The organism is Mycoplasma sp. 1890 (assembly GCF_053851615.1).
In genome coordinates, this window is record NZ_JBSQAZ010000001.1 from 1 (window position 1) to 20,347 (window position 20,347).

The following is a 20,347-nucleotide window of genomic DNA, read 5'->3' on the forward strand; positions in this document are numbered from 1 at the left end:
ATAACATTTTACTATATATGTTAGGTGGCTCATTTTTGTTGCAATTTAACGAAAATAAAATGATTATGTATTAATATACATAAAAAATAAAACAGCTAACTAAAGCTGTTAAAAATTATTTTAATGATAGAGCTTTTTTGGCTGTTTCCACTATCGAAGTAAATGATTCGGGATAGTTAATTGCTAATTCTGAAAGCATTTTTCTATTGATATTTATATTTGCTTTATTTAATCCTTCGACTAGTCTTGAATATGTAATACCATTTGTTCTTGCTGCTGCGTTAATACGAGCAATTCATAATTTTCTGAATTCACGTTTAACTTGTTTTCTATCTCTAAATGCATATGTTCATGATTTAACAACAGCTTGCTTAGCAACTTTATAACCAATAGATTTGTGTCCTCAGTATCCCTTAGCAAGTTTTAATCATTTAACACGTCTTCTTCTTGTTACTACTCCGCCTCTTGTACGCATAATATTTTCCTTTCCAAATAATTTATTAAAAAATTAAATTAATTCTTTATATCTCTTAAAATCTGATGCTGATAAGGTTGATGATTTACGAGATTGACGTTTTTGCTTAGTTGTTTTGTTTTGTGCTAAGTGTGAACGATATGCATTTCCACGTTTAACTTTACCTGTTGCAGTTATTTTAATTCTCTTCTTTAAACCGCTCTTGGTTTTCATTTTTGGCATGTTATTCTCCTTGTGGTTGTGAAGGTTCGTTATTTTTTTTGTTAAAGGCTTCAACTTTCTTTTTATCTTTTTCGATATACATATCTAAAAAACGTTCATTTACTAAAGTTGGCTCTTTTGATACTTTTGCAATGTCCTCGACAAGCGCATAAAACTTATCTAAAATTTCGTGCCCCAAATCAGTTCTGCTACGCTCACGACCCCTAAACTTAACCGACACTTTTACACGATTTCCCTCCAAAATAAATTCACGCACTTTGCGTGCCTTTGTTTCAAGGTCATGTTGTCCAATTAAAGGGGTTAATCTTATTTCGCGGTTAATAGTTACTGACTGTTTTTCCTTAATTGCTTTTTGTTTTTTCTTCTTATCATATTTAAACTTACCATAGTCCATAATTCTAGTAATAGGTTTGTTATTTTCAATTGAGATAAGAACCAAATCCATTTTATATTCAGAAGCTTTTTCTAAAGCATCCTCTTTAGTTAAAACTCCTATTTTTTCATTATCAGGGCCTAAAACAAAAACTTTTTTATAAGGTATGTCATTATTTACAACGTGTTCTGATTTTGGTTTTTTACTTTGACTATTTGCAAAGTTTGAGTTATCTTGATATATAACTTCCTCCTTAAATAAATAAAAAGTGGGTTTAGACCACTTCTCATTAACTACAAAAATATTAAATAATCTTTATCTGTAGCGACCCAGCAAAAAATCACTTAGGTGAGAAATGAATCTACTTATTGCTATTAAAAGCACAATAAATTTTAACATAAAATCATTTTAAGATTAATAACATTTTCAAAATATCTTACAAAATAAATTATTTCCATGTCTTTATTAATCAAATAAGCAAAAACGGATGGTAATTCTCTTTGTAAGATTTAATAAAAATTTCTAATTTCACAAAAAAATGTTAATTTCAAATTAAAACTCAAAACAAAAATACAATCTAGTTTTTTTCTTTAAGGTAATTGCTAAATTTTATCATTTTTTAACATTTAAAACAGCAACTATAAAGCACTATCTATTTAATTAAATTATTTGAACCTAAAACTTTTCTATGTTTTTTAGTATAAATTTTGTGCTTTTAGCCAAAAGTAATAAAATTGTTTTTAGATAGTATAAAACTAGATAAAAAGATACAACATTGAAAGGAAAATATGAAAAAACAAGGAAAATATAAACTTCTAGCAAGTTTACCATTATCTATAGTTGGCATAGCACCTATTGCTATACTATCAGTAAGCTGTCAATCGGGGGAACAAGATAAACTAACCCAAGAACTTATAAAAAAAGAACAGCAACTTTCAAGGGAACAAGTTGAAAAAGATAAAGCTACCAATCAACTAAATTGAGCTAAAGAACAACTTCCAAAAAAAGATTTAGAAATAAAAAAATTAAAGGGTGAATTAGAAAAAGTAACTCCGCAAAATGATGATAAAAAAGTTTTCGAGACCAAAAAATATAACTTTAAAAACTATAATGCTGAATACACAGTAAAAGAAACAAATGAAGCTGAAGCATTTTTTATTAAAGATGACAAGTCTAAGACACCTTATATTGACTTAGATCAGTTTATATCGATTTTAGATGGTTTATTTGACCAAAATCAATTAAGTTCATATGTTGAAAAAGATAAAAATACAAAAACATATTTTACAAAAAATCCAGATGGAACAATATCAAATAAATTAATTATTGACTGAGCCAAAAACACCATTCAATTAACAAGCACTAATTTCTTTTATGAAATTTTTAAACCACAACAATTAACCGATGGTGAGCAATTCCTAAAAACCGAATATGAATTATCGCGCATCAAAGGTGATGAAGGCAAACTTATCAACTTTGACCTGGGCAAATACAATATGGATATCTTATATAGTAATGATAAAGTATTACTTCCATTTTCAATATTCAATACCTTATTCATGAGTACAACATCAAACAATATTTACTTTAATGGTAAAACATTTACAAATGTAAGTGATGGACTTGATGCATTTGAAACTGCAAATGAAGAGCTAAGAGAAAGAATAAGAAAGAATGATGATCTAAATGGCAATAAGGCTACAAAGGAAGAAAGAGAAGCAAACTTCAACCATTTATCATTTACAATGGACTACTTTTATGGCCTAAGAGAATATAAACAAATTAAATCTTTTGCAGACTATATTTCAAAAGAAGATAAAGAAAAATTATTATCAACTGACCCAGAAATATATAACAAAGCATATATAAATATCTTCCATAAACAATTAAATGATTTACACACAAACCTAAATACTTTTTCGTATCGTGAAAAAAAATGAGATGCCGATATTTTTAAATCATTAACAAGAAATGACTTTGGACAAAAATTGTTGAATGAGCAAGATACCTTAAGAAAATTAACAAAGCTATTTAAAGAAAGATTTCATAAGGATGTTGAGGATATTGATACAAAAGATTTAATTAGATACCACGGCAATACAGCTATTGTAACCCTTCTTGAGTTCAAGGACGGAACAAAGGATGAAATAAGTGATAAAGACAATGCATGAAAATATGATACATACTTCCTAATGAAACGTCTAATTGAAGAAGTTAAGAAGAGACCAGAAATTAAAAATATTGTATTAGATCTATCTTTAAATGGTGGCGGTAGCGTTTCTGCTATGGTTAGAACTTTAGGCTTTATGACCGATAAACCTATTTTAAACCGCGAACAAGATATTCTAAATAGAACAAATAGTTTAAGCAAATCAGAAGTTGACACCGATGGTGATGGCAAATACGAAAATGATGCTTATGATAAATACAATTGAAACTTGTTAGTTGGTGTAACTACATTTAGCGCCGCAAACCAACTAGCAAGTATTGTTAAGGAAATGGGTATTGCTAAAATTATTGGTCAAAAATCTGGTGGTGGTATGTCAGCTATTATGTCAAACGTAATGCCAGATGGTACAACCATTACTATGAGTGGACCAAACAATGCTGTTTTTGGAATAGAAAACAAAGAAATAGAAAGTGGTGTTCCAACTGACATTGCAATCGAATACAAAGACTTCTATAATGATGAGGCAATTGACAAGGCTTTAACAAGCGCTAACTCAAAACAAAATTAATAATAATTAATAACATCGGCCAAAAAATTCCGGTGTTTTCTTAAAATGAAGAAATTATTGTAAAGAAGGAAAAAATATGAAAAAATCAGGAAAAGCTAAACTTTTAGCAAGCTTACTTCCATTATCAGCTATTGGTCTAGCACCAATTGCTATACTAACTGCAAGCTGTCAATCTGGACAAATCGATAAATTAAATAAAGAAATTCAAGAAAAAGAACAAAAAATTCAAGAATTACAAAAAGAAAAAAATAATACTAACGATGAATTAAACAAAATCAAAGATCAACTAAATGAGAAAAACGAAATAATAAATGATATTGAAAGAGAAAACAATATCAAGCCTCAAAACGATGACAAGGTTAACATTAGTTCCACCTCTCACAGTTTCAAAAACTATAATCCCGAATATACAGTTAACGATTCAGATGTTAATGTTTATGAAATTAAGGATGATAAATCAAAGACAGCTTATGTTGATATTGATCAATTTTTAAGTGCTCTAACTGGCTTGATTGGCCCAGAACAATTTAGTTCATATGTTGATAAACAAAAGAATAGAAAAACTTATTACACAAGCAATCCTGATGGAACTATTTCAAACAAGTTGGTAATTGATTGAAATAAAAATACAATTTTTGTAACCACAACAGACTTCTTTTATGAAATATTAAGACCACAAGAATTAACAGATGGTGGAGAATTCGCTAAATATGAATATGAAAGAATTCCAGAAAGTGATAAAGGCGTTACTTTCGATCTAGGTAAATATCATATGGATATCCTTTACAAAGATGATAAAGTTCTAGTGCCATTTTCAGTATTTAACACTCTATTTATGAGTTGAACATTCAACAATATCTACTACAATGGAAAAACATTCACTAATGTTTTTGCTGGACTTGACTCATTTGGTAAAACTGAAGAAGAAGCAAGAGAAAGAATTAGAAAAGATAACAATCTCCATGGCAGCAAACCAACCAAGGAAGAAAGAGAAGCAAACTTTAACCATTTATCATTTACAATGGACTACTTTTATGGCTTAAGAGAATATAAACAAATTAAATCTTTTGCAGACTATATCAAAAAAGAAGATAAAGAAAAACTTCTATCGACTGATCCTAAAAAATGAAATGAAGCATACATCAGTATTTTCCATAAGCAATTAAATGAATTACATACAAGAATGAACTCATTCTCATACTATGAAGCAACTAATTATCTTAAACCTCTACAATTACAAATTAAAGACTATGGTCAATATAGAATTGATTTCAATAAACAAAGAGCAGAATTGGTTAAAGGCTTTGAAGCATATTTCAAAAAGAAAATTGCAGACTTCAAACCAGAAGACTATGTGAAATATGTTGGCAATACCGCTTTTGTCACCCTATTACATTTTGAAGATGGAACTAAAGAACAAAACAAATCTGATGAAGCTTGAAAACATGATACATACCATTTAATGAGATATCTAATGAAAGAGGTAGCAAAAGAAGAACATAAAAATATAAAAAACATTGTTCTAAACATTGCTATTAATGGTGGTGGTAGCGTTGGATCAATGGTTAAAACACTAGGTTTTATGACTGATAAACCAATTCTAAATCGTGAATTCGATATTTTAAATAGAGTAGGTAGTTTAAGTAAAGGCTTAGTTGATACTAATGGTGACGATATATACGAAGGGGATGCATATACACAATACAATTGAAACATCCTAGTTGGTATAAATACATTTAGTGCTGCTAACCAATTGACAAGTATTGTTAAAGAAATGGGTATTGCTAAAATTATTGGTCAAAAAACTGGTGGCGGTATGTCAGCAATTATGCCTCTAGCTCTAAGCGATGGAACAACTATTACAATAAGCGGTCCAAATAATGCTACATTTGGTAAAGATAACAAAGAAATTGAAAGTGGTGTTCAACCAGACATCAAATTAGATTATAAAGATTTCTATAACTACGATAAAATCGATAAAATGTTAAGCGCTCAAAATCAAAAACAAGACGAAAATAAACAATAATCATCCTTTCATTGTTAAAAAATCATCAGCAATTGATGCTGATGATAATGTAGTAAATTTTGTGTAAATTTATTTCCTGCTTACTTTTTGAGTAAGAGATTTGGAATAGTAATCACACAAATCTAAATTTATTAGACAAAAATAACCAAATAACATAACAAAATCGGAGAATTTAATCTTCTGAATGTTATTTGGTTATTTTAAATTATTATTACTCTTCTTTGGAAATTATTTGCAATTGGTTATAGACAGGAACCGTAGATAATTTTGTGTAAATTAATCTCTGGCTTGCTTTTTTTAGTAACTGATTTAAAAATAGCAATTAACCCAATAACAATTTAATTGTTTCCTTTGAAAAATTTTTGACTAAATAAGAGCCAACAACCGCTAAGTCAACGCCACTCTCAAAACATTTTTTAATATTAAAGTCCTTAATACCACCATCAATTTCAATTATTATTTTCAATTTTTTTTGATCAATATATTTTCTAAGTTGTCTTACCTTTGCATAAGTAGATTCAATAAAACTCTGGCCACCCTTGCCAGGATAGACACTCATGGCTAATATTAAATCTAAATCCTTGAGAAATGGTATAACTTTGCTTACATCTGTATCGGGATTAAAGGCTAAGCCGAGTTTTATGTCTTCCTTTTTTGCTAATTTAATAAGTTTTTTGAGCTCTATTTCATTTTCAAAAGCTTCATAATGAAATGTTAAAATAGCTCCAAATTCCTTAAATTTATGATAATAAGAAAAAACATCTTTAACCATTAAGTGAATATCCATATGATGCTTTGGACACTGATCAAATATTTTTTTAATTTCTTCATATGTTAAGGCCGTATTGGGTACAAATTGGGCATCCATAACATCGTAATGAACATTACTAACACCTCATTTAATCAATGAATTAACATAGGAAATTAGTTGATCACTTTTTACATCTAATATCGAAGGGCTTATTTGTCTATTATCCATTTTTTTCCACCTTAATATATTGGTTCTAACATACGCTTCATAAAGCTTTTATAATTTTCATATCTTTCTTCTTTAATAATTCCACACTGAACGCGTCTTTTAACTTCACAATCCTCAATTCTTTCATGATAGTGTCTACAACTTCTAAATTTGCAAAAAGGAGATGCTTCTCTAAAAGAATTAAAAGCAACAGGCATTTCATCAATTGTTAAATCAAACTCAATAGATGAAAACCCAGGAGTATCAATAATCTCGCCGCCATTAAAGTTAATTAAACTCACTTCTCTTGTTGTATGTTTACCGCGGTTTAGCGCCTTTGAAATAGCTTGTGTTTCAAAATTTGTGCTAGCTAAATAATTTATTAGTGTCGTTTTTCCGACACCGGTTTGGCCCACAAAAAAACTAGTCTTATGTTTAAAAATTTCTCGCAAGCCTTCAAAACTAGCTTCATTTTCATAATTTATTTCAAATACCTTATAACCTTGTTCCTTGTAAAAATCTATCCTTGAAGCAGATGTTAGATCTTTCTTGGTTAAAACAATTATTGGTTCTACATTCTTGCTTTCAATAATAATAAGGAACTTATCAACTAATTGAGAACTAAATTCCGGTTCAACTAATGACATAACAACAATCGCTTGGTCAACATTAGCAATTTTAGGCCTAATAAAGAAATTTCTTCGTCCTAAAATATGATGAATCAATCCTTCTTTTTCAAATTCAACATTATCGCCGACGATAGGTTTCATATCAAGCAATCTAAGTTTTCCTGAACCTCTCACTCTATAAATTTGTTTATCCCCGAACGACTTAACATCATAAAAACCTGCTAACGACTTAATAATTTTTCCTTTTTCCATTTAACACCTTCACTTCTACTTTTTATAATATTCAACTAAATATACAATTAAATAAATTAATAATCCAAAAATTATTGAGGAACCCAGTGTTATCAAAACAATGTTTAGTACCTTGTGTGATTTCTTTTTTTTCTTTTGTTCATGATTTTCAAGATCAAGCCGCTTTTCCATGCTTGCTTGCGGTGTTAAACAATGATCTAGATCACTAATTATGTCTAAGCAATTTAAATAGCGATTTTGAGGATTTTTAGCTGTACATTTTATTATAATATTTTCAACAGCTTGCGGAATAGTTTTCCCAACACCTTCTAAAGGTGGTATTGTACCGTTTATTTGAAGCAGTAAAATAGATTGGGCATCAATCCCTTGATAAACAGGATGTCCTGAAAGCATTTCATACAAAATCATACCAAAAGCATAGATATCACTTTGAATTGAGGCTGGTTGACTTTTCAAGGGAATCTCAGGAGCTAAATATTGAACTGATCCAACTGTTTTATTATCAGCTGTAACTCGCAAACTATCCTCGTTAATTGATATCCCAAAATCAATTAATTTAACTCTATTGGTATCATTTTCAATAATTATATTGCTTGGTTTTAAGTCTCGGTGGATAACATTAGATGAATGGATATCATACAATCCCCTGCATATCTCTCTCGCAATTCTTATTGCTTCATCAACAGGTATTTTTTTGTGTTTTGCAATTAATGCCTTGAGATTGGTTCCTTTGATTAATTCCATTGCATAATAAGATTCATCTGCGCTTACATAGTAGCCAATCATCTTGATTACATTCGGCGATTTAATTGTTTTCAAAACGTTGCACTCGTTCTGAAAGCGGATTTGATTAACTTGTTTTTTTGTTATATCTGGAACAGTGAGTATTTTAACTGCCATTCTCTTTTGTGTCTTCTTATAACAAGCAGAATAAACCTCACCATACCCCCCTTTTCCTATTAAGGCAAAGTCCTCAAAGTGTTTATTTACATTTTCGTATCTATCCAATCTCTTCAACATAATTAAAGCTCCAATATCAATGCTGTTAAATTATCTCTTGATTGATTTTTCTTCGCAATATCAATTAATTTTTGAGCTTTTTTATCAAGGTTAAGTTTTTTATCTAAAAGGATTTGCTCAATTGTTGGTTTATCAACAAAATCATGTATTCCGTCCGATGTCAATAAAATATATTTAATTTCTTCACTGCTCTTCAATAAAAAACTATCACATTTCATATTCTTATTAGGCCCCAAACAACTAACTAACTTATTGGCATCAGGTAATAATTTAACAATATCCATATCTATTTTTTTGATTTCTGCAAGTTCATGTAAAACGTTTTGATCAATAGTTATTTGATGTAATAAGCCATTATATGCATATGTACGAGAATCGCCAATATTAAATACATAAGTTTGTTTGTTTAAATTAAAAACTAGGGCAGCCGTTAAAGTTGTGCCCATATCTTGATAATTTACAATATTTTTACTATTAACTATATCTTTAAGTGATTTTTTAATATAGCTTAGTGTGGTATTAAATCATTTATTTATATTTTTTCTATCATTAAATTGAATATTATCGTTAAAACTTTCTTGAAAATAGCTAACTAGTAATTCCACTGTTTTTTGTGAACACAAGGCACCACCAAAATGACCCCCCATCCCATCGCATAATATAGCTAATGTTCAATTATTTAAAAAACTGATTGATGCACAATCCTGGTTCTCGTTACGATATTTTCCTTTATCAGTTTTAATAACATATTTCATTTTTCTACTTTTTTTAAGCCTTTCTACCAGGTTCTGCTTTTTGTTTTACATCAATAATGTGAGAAAAATTTTGCTTGATAATTTCCTTAACTTTATTAGCGGTTTCTTCAATTGAATTATTAATAACAACATGTTGAAAAATCGAAGAAAGAATTATTTCTTCTCTTGCTTTATCTAATCTTTTTAAAATAAGGTCATATGTTTCAGTATTTCTATTTTCAATTCTTCTTTCCAATTCTGTTAATGATGGAGGCATTAAGAATATTGAACATATTTCACCTTCTCTACCTTCTTTACGATACTTATTAATAATTTGCAAGGCACCATTAGTTTCGATTTCTAAAAATGGGATTTTTCCTGAGGCGCAAATATTTGCCACTTCTGAATTTAGTGTTCCATAATAATTATCAAAATGCTTTGAATATTCTAAAACCTTATCTTCCTTAATAAATGTTTCAAATGTATCAATTGGAACAAAATAATAATGAATACCATCAACTTCACCTTCTCTTGGCTCGCGGGTAGTAATTGAAACCGATAATTTTAATTTTAAGTCCTTATTATCAAACAAATATTTTTCAATTGTGCCCTTCCCAACACCAGAAGGTCCGGTAAAAATAATTAATTTTTTCTCCATGCTTTCTCCTTCATCTTTTTTATTTTAGAATATTTAAAGTACTATTAGAATATTAATTATATTAATAATTAATTATATAAAAAATATTTACTTTATGTTTTCAATAAAGTAAATAAAAATTTTTCCATACTTCTTTTGTTTTACTACCTCATAATGATTATTTTTATATGTGAAATTATTCCAATCAGTTTCAATAATAATCTTTCCATTAGAATTTATCATATTATTTAAAGTTAATATATCAATGCATTTAACAAGCAATTCTTTTTCCCTAAAGGGTGGGTCTAAATAAACAAAGTCATATTTTTTATCCTTATTTTTGGACAAAAAAGATAATGCATCAGTATTAATAATTAACAAATTCCTTTCTTTAAGACTATTTTTATTCTCAATAATTATTTTATATGCTTCGTAGTCTTTTTCGACACATGTGGCATTTTTTGCTCCACGAGATAAGGCTTCAAGACAAAATGAACCAGATCCAGAAAACAAATCTAGAAACTCTCGACCTTCAATATTAAATTGAATTGAAGAAAAAATGCCCTCTTTTGCTCTATCAGTTGTTGGCCTTGTTGTTTTAGAGGAAGGTTGTTTTAATAATCTTGAACGGTATTTTCCGGCTATAATTCTTAACATACTAATAATTATAATAACTTTAAAATAAGAGTAAAATATTTAATATTGATTTATTAAATGCCTTAAAAAAATATAATATTCAAAAACTGGAGGCTTATGTTAGAAGAAAAAAAGAAAAAACCTAGTGGAAAAAAATTTCTACTAGGTTTATCAATTTTTGCTATATCAGCAGGTTTTATTGCCACGGCTGGTTATTTTGGTTATAAAGCAGTTTTTGAGAAATTAGATGGTGGCGCTATTGATGAGGGGATTGTTCCGTTGCGAAATTCAGAAAATGATTTAAGCAAAACATCATTAAACGAAGATAATATTCCTTTTGAAATAAGAACAAGCGATGATGCCCTTATTTTTAATAGAAAAACAAGTAATTCATCAAGAGAACTTAATCCAAATTTTAAAGTGGGAAATTTAAGTTTTGTCGAAAAACCAATTGCTAGAAAACCAAACGGAGAACCTGTCTATTATCTAGGAAAAGAAGGAATGCTTTTACTAAATAAAATGTTTAAACAAAGAGCACTTTATGGTCCAGAAATAAACGCAATTAAAAGAATCAATATAAATGTGCCAAATGATGAATTGCAAGAAGATCGAACTAACGGGGCTTATTTTCCTGCAAATCGCGAAATGTACATCTTTGTAAATAAAATAGTTGAAAACAATCTAAAACTTTTGAATCAACCAGTAGAAAAAAGAATTGAAATTATTTTTGGTACTCTAATGCATGAATACACTCATCATATTGATAATATGTATAATAAATCGATAAAAAGGGGTGATGAACTTGCAAACAGTGATCTTATTGAATATGAGGGTGATCACAACTATTATCATATAGAAACAAATAATGCTAAATTTTTGAATGAATTTCGTAAAAATTTAAACTATGATAACACAAGAGATAATAAACTTTTATTAAGAAATAGTCAAGATTTTCTGCATGACCAAGACCAATTACCAGTTTACAAGTTTTATAGTGCCAATGAACTTTTTAGGATAGCAAACGTTAAAATAACACCTCTTGAGGCTAAAAAATATGAACCCCTTGATTCTAGAAGGTTTTATTTCAATAATAATAAATATCAAAACGTTTCTTTTATTGAACCAACTAATTTGCAATCAATAAGATATCTTTTCTCATTTACTGAGCTTGTACCAAGAGAAATAATTAAGCTTTCACTAGGGCCAAATGCTTGGTTTTATAACTCTAATCGAAGCCAATTTGAAAACTATTTTTATTTTCGAAAAAACAATCGAACTGGCGAATTAATTTTTAATGCTGCTGGTGATGATATCCTAAAAAATATCGCTATCTTGAGAAAAGGCAATTTTTCAAATTCAAATGAATTAGCTACATTTGCATCCAATTGAGTTTTTAAAGACCAACTAGAAAACTTCCGTTCAAGTATTTATAATATTAGAACAAATGAATATGAGCGTCCATTTGCAAATGTTGGTAACTCGCACCATAAAGGTTTGTTCAAAGCTTATGTTGACCTAATGGGCTGAGGAGAACTTATAAGTTTTGCGAATTATAATATTCAAAATAACGATTCAAAGAATATTAATCTAGGTGGGTATTTTGAATTACCACAAAAAATTATTGAACAAAAGAAAAATAATCGTATCAAATCTAAACTAATTTTTGTAGACCTAAATGATAACAATAATACTCTGGAAATTGATTATAAATTGCAAAATTATAACCTTACAACGAAAAAGGTCTGAAATTCTATATACTATTTTGATATCAAAGATAACAAACAAAAAGATTACTATGATGAATCATGAGTATATCCAAAGTTATTTAAAGACAAATATCAATATGTTTCATATTTTGCTAAAAATATAGATAGGAATATTCTTAATAAGAAATTTAAAAATAAGAAGTTTGATGTTAAATTATGAGTTGACCTTGATAACAACGGCACATATGACCTGAATAAAAAGGATAATAAGGAAATTATTTCATTATTAAATGATAATGTATGAAATAATAGCGGCAAAAAATTCTATGCTAGATTTAAAAATAATAAGCGCCGCACCACAACATATCGAAATAACAGATCAAATTTTATAAACAATTTACAATATGAACTTTTTAGCATCAACCAAAATAATGAAACAAAAAAATATTACTATACAATTAAAAACTATTAAGCTAACTTTTGTTAGCTTTTATTTTTATTTAAGATATCAAGTATAATTTTTTTTATGGAAAAAATTAGATTAGTTTTAGCTGGAACCGCCGAATTTTCAAAAACAATATTTAAGTCATTAATAAAAGATGAACGTTTTGAAGTCTCTTGTCTAATTAGCCAACCAAACAAAAAATTCGATAGAAACAAAAATGTATTACAAACCCCAATTGCGCAACTTGCTAATGAATTCAATATTAAACTCTACCAACCAGAAAAAATCAAAGATATCTATGAAGAACTAAAAGCAATTGACTTTGACTTTTTTATCACAGCATCATTCGGGCAATTTATTCCAAACAGCATTTTAAAATTACCAAATAAACTACCCTTAAATGTTCATGGCAGTTTATTAGAGAAATACCGTGGAGCTTCGCCAATACAATATACACTTTTAAACAATGATAATAAAGCCGGAATCTCTTTGATTGAAATGATTGATAAAATGGATGCAGGTGATATCTTGAAAACATTAGAAATTGAAATATCTGAACAAGACAGCGCTATTGAACTATTTGATAGACTAGGCTTAGAAACCTCAAAAGTAATTGGTAATTGGTTGCAACAAATTTACAATAATGATTTCACAAGAAAAATTCAAGATGAAAATCTAGTAACATTTGCTCCTAAAATTCAAAATGAGGAAGCTGAAATTTTTGAAACATTAACCTGTCAAGAAGCGCTAAATAAAATAAGGGCATTCAATGATCAGCCAGGCGCTTTCATAATTATTAATAATAAAAGGTTAAAAATTTATCGCGCGACAAAAAACAAAATCCAAACACCAATAAAAATAAAGTTTTCAGATGGTTATTTATATCTAATTGAATACCAATATGAAGGCAAGAAAAAAGTTAAACATGAATTTTAATTTTGAAAATTTTCTTGCTAAGCAAAAGGAACAAGAATATTGAAAAAAGATTGAAATTATATTAAAAAATGAAGATCTAGTACCATCAAAAAATAATGTTTTTAACGCTTTTACAAATTTTGATTTTAGTAATATAAAACTCATTATTTTAGGACAGGACCCTTATCCTACAAATGATAATGCCGACGGGCTTTGTTTTTCTTCAAAAAATAAAATAACGCCTGCGTCCTTGAAAAATATTTTTAAAGAAATCAAAAATTCCTATCCTCAAATTAAGTTTAATAGCAATGATCTTACAAATTGAAAAAATCAAGGCGTCTTATTATTAAATACAATATTAACAACACTCAAAAACAAAACACAAGCTCACAAAAATCAAGGTTGAGAAATATTTAACTTAAATCTTATAAGAGAAATTCTTTCATATTATGATGGGATTTTATTTCTAGCCATGGGAATCGATGCTCAAAACTTTATTAAAACTCTAAATATTAAGGAAGAATATATATTTAAAACGGCACATCCTTCGCCCCTATCTTGTTGGCGGGGTTTCTTTAATAGTAATATATTTAAAAGAATAAATGAAAAACTTATATCGCTAGGAAAGAATGAAATTGATTGAAGTACAAAATAATATATTTAAACTAAAAATGATTATAATTTAAGAATACTATTATGTAAATAGTATTTTTTATTAATAAGGAGACTTTATGATATCGAATTGCGAAACAAAACGTAATGAAAATATGTTATTAAAAGTTGCTTATGAGGGACAAGAATTTTGTTCTTGCGTAGCAAAAACTCATTTGTTTATTAGCGAAAACTTTGATAAAAATATTGCTTATATTTATGTTTCAAAAGACATTAAGGATTACTACGGTTTTATAAAAGTGGTTGATCATATTATCAATGTAAAACGTAGAAGTTATCAGATTGATGTTTTATCATTTGCAAATCTTCCTTTTTTGACTGTTAAGGAAGTTTTAAGAGCGTTTATAACAAGAATGGAATTTCACGGAGCAAAATTATATTCTGCTAAACAAAAATGTGAAAATAAGAATGAAGAAGAAAAAAACGAAATTAAACTAACACTTTTTCTTGAAGAAAATAGTTATGCTGAATATATTGAAAAATTAACGATAATTTCCAAAAATGTTTCAAAAACACGTAATCTGCAAATCACACCACCTAACATAGCGACAAGTGAGTGAATCGCTGATGAAGTTAAAAAGGATTTCGATGGAGTTGAAGGATTATCGGTTAAAGTATTAAATAAGGCTGAAATTAAAGAACTAGGAATGGGTCTAATGTTAGCTGTTAATGCTGGTTCTTCATATGAGCCAAGAGTTGTTATTGCCGAATACAACGGAAATCCAAATAGCAAAGAAAAATTTGTCTATGTTGGTAAAGGTATAACCTTTGATACAGGTGGATATAACACCAAGGGTTACCATATGGATGGGATGAAATTTGATATGTCAGGTTCTGCCATCGTAGCCTACGCACTAAAATCAATTGCACAGCTAAAAATAAAGGCAAATGTAGCTGCAATCATGATGCTAACCGATAATGCTATCGATACCCATGGAACTCTACCTGAATCTGTTATTAAATCAATGAGTGGAAAGACTGTCGAAATTACTGATACAGATGCTGAAGGACGCTTAGTTTTAGCTGACGGAATTTACTATGGTGCCACAAAGCTAAATGCTTCTTTGATTGTTGATGTAGCAACTCTAACTGGCGCAATGTTAAGGGCACTAGGAAAAACATACTCAGGTATTTATTCTTCATGTGACAAAAGATGAGAAGAATTTGAGGAAGCGGCAGAGATAGCTCGTGAAAAAGTTTGAAGACTTCCAATGCATGAAGAATTTCATAAAACCAATAAGTCATCACTAATTGCTGATTTAAATAATTACAATAATTCATCAAAGGCTGATTCCAATTCTGCTGCGATGTTTTTAAATGAATTTGCAAACAAAGTTGATTTTATTCACTGTGATGTTGCTGGAACTGCTGATGCAAAAAATATGGGCTTGGGGATCCTAGTTTCAACACTAGTTGAACTAGCTGAAAAGCAAAAATAGAAAGGTAATTTAAAACTATGGAACTAATTAAAAAAATTGATGAAAAACGTAATGATTTTCTATTGTTAAAAGCAGTCTTTAAGGGTGATAAATTACCAAAAAATCTTGTCGAAAAGGATTTTACAATTACAGAATTTCTTAGCGAAAATGTTGCTTATGTTTACATGGGAGAAAGAGAAAAAATCAATTATAATAATATTTTTGATTTTGCTAAATCATTAGCTACAAATGCTGCAAGAAATTATCAAATCGATGTCGCTACATTTCCTGTTGATAACAAAATATGTATCTATGACACTGTTGATGCATTTACAAAAGGAATAAATTTTTCAGCAGCCAAACTTTATAATAAAAAAACCATCTATAAAAAAGAAAATCATAACAATCTTTCACTATATTTGCAAAATCCTACAAGCGATTTAATAGCCCACTTTAACAAGGCGGTGATTCTATCTGAAGCACTAAATTGAGCAAGAAATTTAGGCGTTACGCCTCCTAATGAACTAAACTCTGAACAACTAGCAATAATTGCACAAGAGGAACTAAGCCAATATCAAAATCTAAAGATAACAGTTTTAAACAAAAAACAAATTGAAAATCTAAACATGGGTCTGCTACTATCAGTTAATAGAGGTTCAATTTACGAGCCACGTGTTGTTATTATAGAATATAATGGTAACGAATTATCAAAAGAAAAAACCGTTTTGGTTGGTAAAGGTATTACATTCGACTCGGGTGGTTACAATATTAAAACCGGTCGCCATATGAATGGAATGAAATATGATATGGGTGGATCTGCTGTTGTAGCTGCCGTTATGAAAATAATTGCTCAAACTAAACCAAAAACTAATGTAGCAGCTATCATGTGCATTACCGATAATAGAGTTAATGGTGACGCCTCACTTCCTGATTCAGTTTGAACTTCAATGAGCGGAAAGACTGTTGAGGTAAATAATACTGATGCCGAAGGTCGTTTAGTTATGGCTGATGGTTTATACTATGGTGCAACAAAACTAAAAGCTACAAGATTAATTGATGTTGCGACCTTAACTGGAGCAATGATTATGGCTTTAGGTGACACATACACCGGGGTATGATCAACAACTAAAAAGGGTTGAGAAGATACAAAAAATGCCGCAAAAATTCAACATGAATTAGTGTGAAGAATGCCACTTGATGATGAATATGCTGAATATATTAAAGGTTCAATTGTTGCGGATCTAAAAAATACAGATTTTACCGGAAATGCTGGTTCTTCTTCAGCTGCGATGTTTTTAAAAGAATTTACCAATGATATAGAATATATACACTTTGATATAGCAGGGACATGTGATATTAATGAAAAACCAATGTTTGCAATGGTTAAAACAATATCAGAACTAGTATCAAAATAGCATAAATAAGGATATTATAAAAAAATTTTGTGTAAATTAATCTCTGGCTTACTTTTTAGTAAGTGATTTGAGAATAATAATTACACCAAATTATCTACGATACCAAAATAATAAAAAAATTCAGATCCTTTTAATCTGAATTTTTTTATGGCTTATTTTTAGATTGATTATTAAAATAATCTTCCCAATAGTTAACGCCTAACCCAAAACTATATATATCTAATGCTTGCGTTATATTTTCTTTTCTTGCTCCAATATATACCTTTCCATCGGCAGCGCTAAAATCAACTCTATATCTTTTAATACCAAGACGTTTTCTAACGCCTTCCTGTTCAAATGCAAATCTCGGATCGTCTGAATCAGTTACATAAAGAGCCTTTATTATCCCGACTTTATCAAAATCAGCTCCTCAAACATTTATAATGTGATTAATTGAAACGCTACCATATGTATGAGATATACCAATAGCCTTATTAGCTTCAATTTCTCGTCTAAGTCTATCTGAGAGTGGTTTTGCGTAGGCGCCATAACCAAAATGTCAACGGTCCGTTAATAAGTGTTTACCAAAAACGTCCTTAAAGAACCCAAGAAATCCAGATTTACCTTTTTCATAATTAATTTCTTGGTTGCGTTGTTGCCTATTAGAATAACCATAACCATTTATATAAGTATCAAAAATTTTATCTGGCCAAACAGTGCGCCCGACATAAAGTTTCTTAAAAATTTCAAATAATTGACTATGTTCTGTTTTTGTTTTTATATTATCATTATTAGCCTCAAGAAACTTATTAATTTCGCGAAAATCTATTTCTTTATTTTTTCCTATTATTCCTTTTTGTGGATCATTTAAATACTTATTAATATAGTCCTTGTTTTGTATGCTTCAATAGTGAATAGCATTTGCTGCAACTACTGCAGCACAAAGTAAATTATCACCACGGTCAAAATCTTTATTGATATCAAATCATCCTTCTTCATTATCATTATGAGCATATCATCAGCTATCGATATCGTCGCTTGCGTTAATATAATGGAAAAATTTACTAAAATTAGGATTTACACCCTTTAAAAATAAAGTTTCAACTACACCTTCACTTTTTAGAAAATCACCTAACGGAGTATTCAATAGTTGTTGTGTTTTATCGTTTGGCGAAGGAATTTTTGGTAAATTTGGGACTTCTGACTTTGGGGCAGGAATTAATTCTAACTGCGGGATTTTCTTTGGTTCATCTGCTTTATTATTAATCGATGGTCCGAGTGGTATTTGTGGAATTATATTATTTTCTTTATTCTTTTTTATAGAGGGACCTAATTTAATTTGCGGAATAACATTAGTATTGTTGCCTTTATTTTTAATAGTTGGATCCGGGATAATTTGCGGATTTTTTTCTTCTTTTTTCTTTTTATGCGGAGGAGTTAAAGGTTTTGAATCATTGATTCTTTCCTCAACATTATTTTCATTAGGATTATGCATATGTGTATTATTATGTGGTTGTTCAGAATCTGGTTTAGGGGATGGCTCCATAACATTTCTATTTTGACATGATAAAACAACAGACGACATAGATAAAGTCGGAATAATGCCTAAAGTTAATAAAAACAACTTTCTTTTGCTCAATATTGAATACCTCATTTAAAATTAGTTTAACAAAGCAAAAAACATAATAAACGAGCCGATGTTTGTTGCCCTATTCAATATAATTTATACCATAGTTTTTTTTTTTTTTTGCATCTTTTGAAAAAAATTTACTCAAGAAGCATTTTGAAGCATAGAAAAAAATTCGGGTTTTTATTAATAACCCAAATTTTTATTGCTTATTTTTAGATAAATTCTTAAAGTATTGCTCTCAATATGTGGTTCCTAAACTAAAAGTGTAAATATCTAATGCCTCAGCTATATTTTCTTTTTTAGCACCGATAAAAACTTTTCCTTTTTGAGTATCAAAATTCACCTTGTATCTCTTAATACCAAGACGTTTTTTGATTCCGTCTTGTTCAAAGAAGGCTTCCTGATCATCTGAGTCAGTTACATAAAGGGCCTTAACTATCCCGTCTTTATCAAAATCAGCTCCCCAAACATTAACAATATGATTAACAACAACTGAACCATAGGTATGAGAGATAGCAAGTGCCTTATTTGATATTATTTCGTTTCTTAATCTTTCACTTAGATTCTTTGCACTATGTGCATTTCTAAATGACCATCTATTTGATAAAATATTACCTTCAAACACATCTTTAAAAAATCCTTTTCAGTTAGCTTTGAGACTCCAATTATTTGGATTATTTAACTGTTGCGATTTCGGTCCGATGCGAAAGTACGGATATCCATTTATTAATTCATCAAATAATTTAAATGGTGTAACAAAGCCCTTCCCAGTTCTTTTATCAACATTACCACCATAATCTTTTTTAATTCATTCAAAAAGTACGCTATTTTCTCTTGTAGTTCGAATTCCATCATTTCCCATATGATTAACAAAGGTATTCAAGTTGCGAAAATCAATTGTAATATCCTGCAATGAGTTTTTAAATGAAATTACTCCCTTTCTAGGATCTAGTAAATATTTATCTAAATATTGCCTATTTTGTTTAATTCAATAATGTAAAGCATTAACCACTACAATAGCACCACATAAAAAGTTATCGCCACGAGTAAATTCCTTATTGATATCAAATCATCCTTCTTCATTATCATTATGAGCATACCATCAGCTATCAACACCATCTTTTTGATTAACATAGTGAATAAATTTTGCAAAGTTAGGACTTACATCCTTTAAAAACAGAGTTTCCACAACCTCCTCGTTGTGTAAAAATTTGCCCAGTTCTGTTCCTTTGATTTGCTGTGTCCTATCATTACCCAATGTTTTTCGTGGTTTATGAGGCGGAGCTGGCTTTAGATCAGGTGGGACAGGAGTAGGTTTTGGTACTGGTTCTGGTTCAGGTTGAGGTTTTGGTTTTATGTCATCTATTTTTTGACATGACAAAACAATTGCCGGTATAGAAATTACTGATACAATCTCAAAAGTAAATAATGTTGATTTTTTATGCTTCAATTTGGAAAAACCTCCTT

General features: G+C 29.3%; 18 protein-coding genes. 7 read left to right on the plus strand and 11 right to left on the minus strand.

Annotated elements, in window-relative coordinates; translation table 4 throughout:
* Positions 1–115: 115 nt before the first annotated feature.
* Genes rplT through infC form a run of 3 tightly spaced genes read right to left on the minus strand, consistent with a single transcriptional unit; the run spans position 116 to position 1,382 of the window.
* Entirely contained in the window at positions 116–475 is a 360-nt protein-coding gene (rplT, locus tag ACWXVO_RS00005) for a 50S ribosomal protein L20 (protein WP_456001668.1), read from the minus strand.
* A 33-nt stretch (positions 476–508) separates the two neighbouring features.
* The gene (gene rpmI / locus ACWXVO_RS00010; protein WP_004416337.1) at positions 509–697 is read right to left on the minus strand and encodes a 50S ribosomal protein L35; all 189 of its coding nucleotides are present in this window, start codon (positions 695–697) and stop codon (positions 509–511) included.
* A 1-nt stretch (position 698) separates the two neighbouring features.
* Positions 699–1,382 carry a translation initiation factor IF-3 gene (gene infC / locus ACWXVO_RS00015; protein ID WP_455966439.1) on the minus strand — a complete coding sequence of 228 codons (684 nt, stop codon included), beginning with the start codon at positions 1,380–1,382 and terminating at the stop codon, positions 699–701.
* A 476-nt stretch (positions 1,383–1,858) separates the two neighbouring features.
* Between infC and ACWXVO_RS00020 the strand changes: the two genes are divergently transcribed.
* Together ACWXVO_RS00020 and ACWXVO_RS00025 are read left to right on the plus strand one after the other, a co-directional pair.
* Positions 1,859–3,808: a S41 family peptidase gene (locus ACWXVO_RS00020; protein ID WP_456001671.1), complete on the plus strand. Its 1,950-nt coding sequence runs from the start codon at positions 1,859–1,861 to the stop codon at positions 3,806–3,808.
* Positions 3,809–3,884: 76 nt separating this feature from the next.
* A complete protein-coding gene (locus ACWXVO_RS00025) occupies positions 3,885–5,834 on the plus strand; it encodes a S41 family peptidase (RefSeq protein WP_456001674.1) in 1,950 nt (649 codons plus the stop codon).
* A 322-nt stretch (positions 5,835–6,156) separates the two neighbouring features.
* Here ACWXVO_RS00025 and ACWXVO_RS00030 read toward each other — a convergent pair whose 3' ends face one another.
* The 6 genes from ACWXVO_RS00030 to rsmD all read right to left on the minus strand — a co-directional run bounded on the left by ACWXVO_RS00030 (position 6,157) and on the right by rsmD (position 10,721).
* Positions 6,157–6,813, minus strand: a complete 657-nt coding sequence (locus ACWXVO_RS00030) for a ribulose-phosphate 3-epimerase (protein WP_456001677.1) — start codon at positions 6,811–6,813, stop codon at positions 6,157–6,159.
* 11 nt (positions 6,814–6,824) lie between these two features.
* A complete protein-coding gene (rsgA, locus tag ACWXVO_RS00035) occupies positions 6,825–7,673 on the minus strand; it encodes a ribosome small subunit-dependent GTPase A (protein WP_455966428.1) in 849 nt (282 codons plus the stop codon).
* 15 nt (positions 7,674–7,688) lie between these two features.
* A complete protein-coding gene (locus ACWXVO_RS00040) occupies positions 7,689–8,693 on the minus strand; it encodes a serine/threonine-protein kinase (protein ID WP_456001680.1) in 1,005 nt (334 codons plus the stop codon).
* A 2-nt stretch (positions 8,694–8,695) separates the two neighbouring features.
* A complete protein-coding gene (locus ACWXVO_RS00045) occupies positions 8,696–9,448 on the minus strand; it encodes a PP2C family protein-serine/threonine phosphatase (protein ID WP_456001683.1) in 753 nt (250 codons plus the stop codon).
* Positions 9,449–9,461: 13 nt separating this feature from the next.
* The gene (gene gmk, locus ACWXVO_RS00050) at positions 9,462–10,085 is read right to left on the minus strand and encodes a guanylate kinase (RefSeq protein ID WP_438340563.1); all 624 of its coding nucleotides are present in this window, start codon (positions 10,083–10,085) and stop codon (positions 9,462–9,464) included.
* Between the two features lie 87 nt (positions 10,086–10,172).
* Positions 10,173–10,721, minus strand: coding sequence for a 16S rRNA (guanine(966)-N(2))-methyltransferase RsmD (gene rsmD / locus ACWXVO_RS00055; RefSeq protein WP_456001686.1), 549 nt, complete (start codon positions 10,719–10,721; stop codon positions 10,173–10,175).
* A gap of 96 nt (positions 10,722–10,817) precedes the next feature.
* On the opposite strand from rsmD, the gene ACWXVO_RS00060 reads away from it, so the two are divergent.
* The 5 genes from ACWXVO_RS00060 (at position 10,818) to ACWXVO_RS00080 (ending at position 17,271) form a co-directional block, all read left to right on the plus strand.
* On the plus strand, positions 10,818–12,878 hold the full coding sequence (locus ACWXVO_RS00060; RefSeq protein ID WP_456001688.1) for an MYPU_1760 family metalloprotease: 2,061 nt from the start codon (positions 10,818–10,820) through the stop codon (positions 12,876–12,878).
* A 54-nt stretch (positions 12,879–12,932) separates the two neighbouring features.
* Positions 12,933–13,787 carry a methionyl-tRNA formyltransferase gene (locus ACWXVO_RS00065; RefSeq protein WP_456001689.1) on the plus strand — a complete coding sequence of 285 codons (855 nt, stop codon included), beginning with the start codon at positions 12,933–12,935 and terminating at the stop codon, positions 13,785–13,787.
* Positions 13,753–14,421 (plus strand): uracil-DNA glycosylase, encoded by a 669-nt coding sequence (locus ACWXVO_RS00070; protein WP_444704958.1) that lies wholly within the window; start codon positions 13,753–13,755, stop codon positions 14,419–14,421. Before ACWXVO_RS00065 ends, ACWXVO_RS00070 begins: the two co-directional genes overlap by 35 nt.
* A gap of 76 nt (positions 14,422–14,497) precedes the next feature.
* The gene (locus ACWXVO_RS00075) at positions 14,498–15,877 is read left to right on the plus strand and encodes a M17 family metallopeptidase (RefSeq protein ID WP_456001690.1); all 1,380 of its coding nucleotides are present in this window, start codon (positions 14,498–14,500) and stop codon (positions 15,875–15,877) included.
* Positions 15,878–15,894: 17 nt separating this feature from the next.
* On the plus strand, positions 15,895–17,271 hold the full coding sequence (locus ACWXVO_RS00080; RefSeq protein ID WP_444704956.1) for a M17 family metallopeptidase: 1,377 nt from the start codon (positions 15,895–15,897) through the stop codon (positions 17,269–17,271).
* A 145-nt stretch (positions 17,272–17,416) separates the two neighbouring features.
* On the opposite strand, the gene ACWXVO_RS00085 is transcribed toward ACWXVO_RS00080, so the two are convergent.
* Complete coding sequence (locus ACWXVO_RS00085; protein WP_456001691.1) at positions 17,417–18,889, minus strand: IdeS/Mac family cysteine endopeptidase; 1,473 nt, start codon at positions 18,887–18,889, stop codon at positions 17,417–17,419.
* A gap of 190 nt (positions 18,890–19,079) precedes the next feature.
* Complete coding sequence (locus tag ACWXVO_RS00090) at positions 19,080–20,330, minus strand: IdeS/Mac family cysteine endopeptidase (protein ID WP_456001692.1); 1,251 nt, start codon at positions 20,328–20,330, stop codon at positions 19,080–19,082.
* Positions 20,331–20,347: the final 17 nt, after the last annotated feature.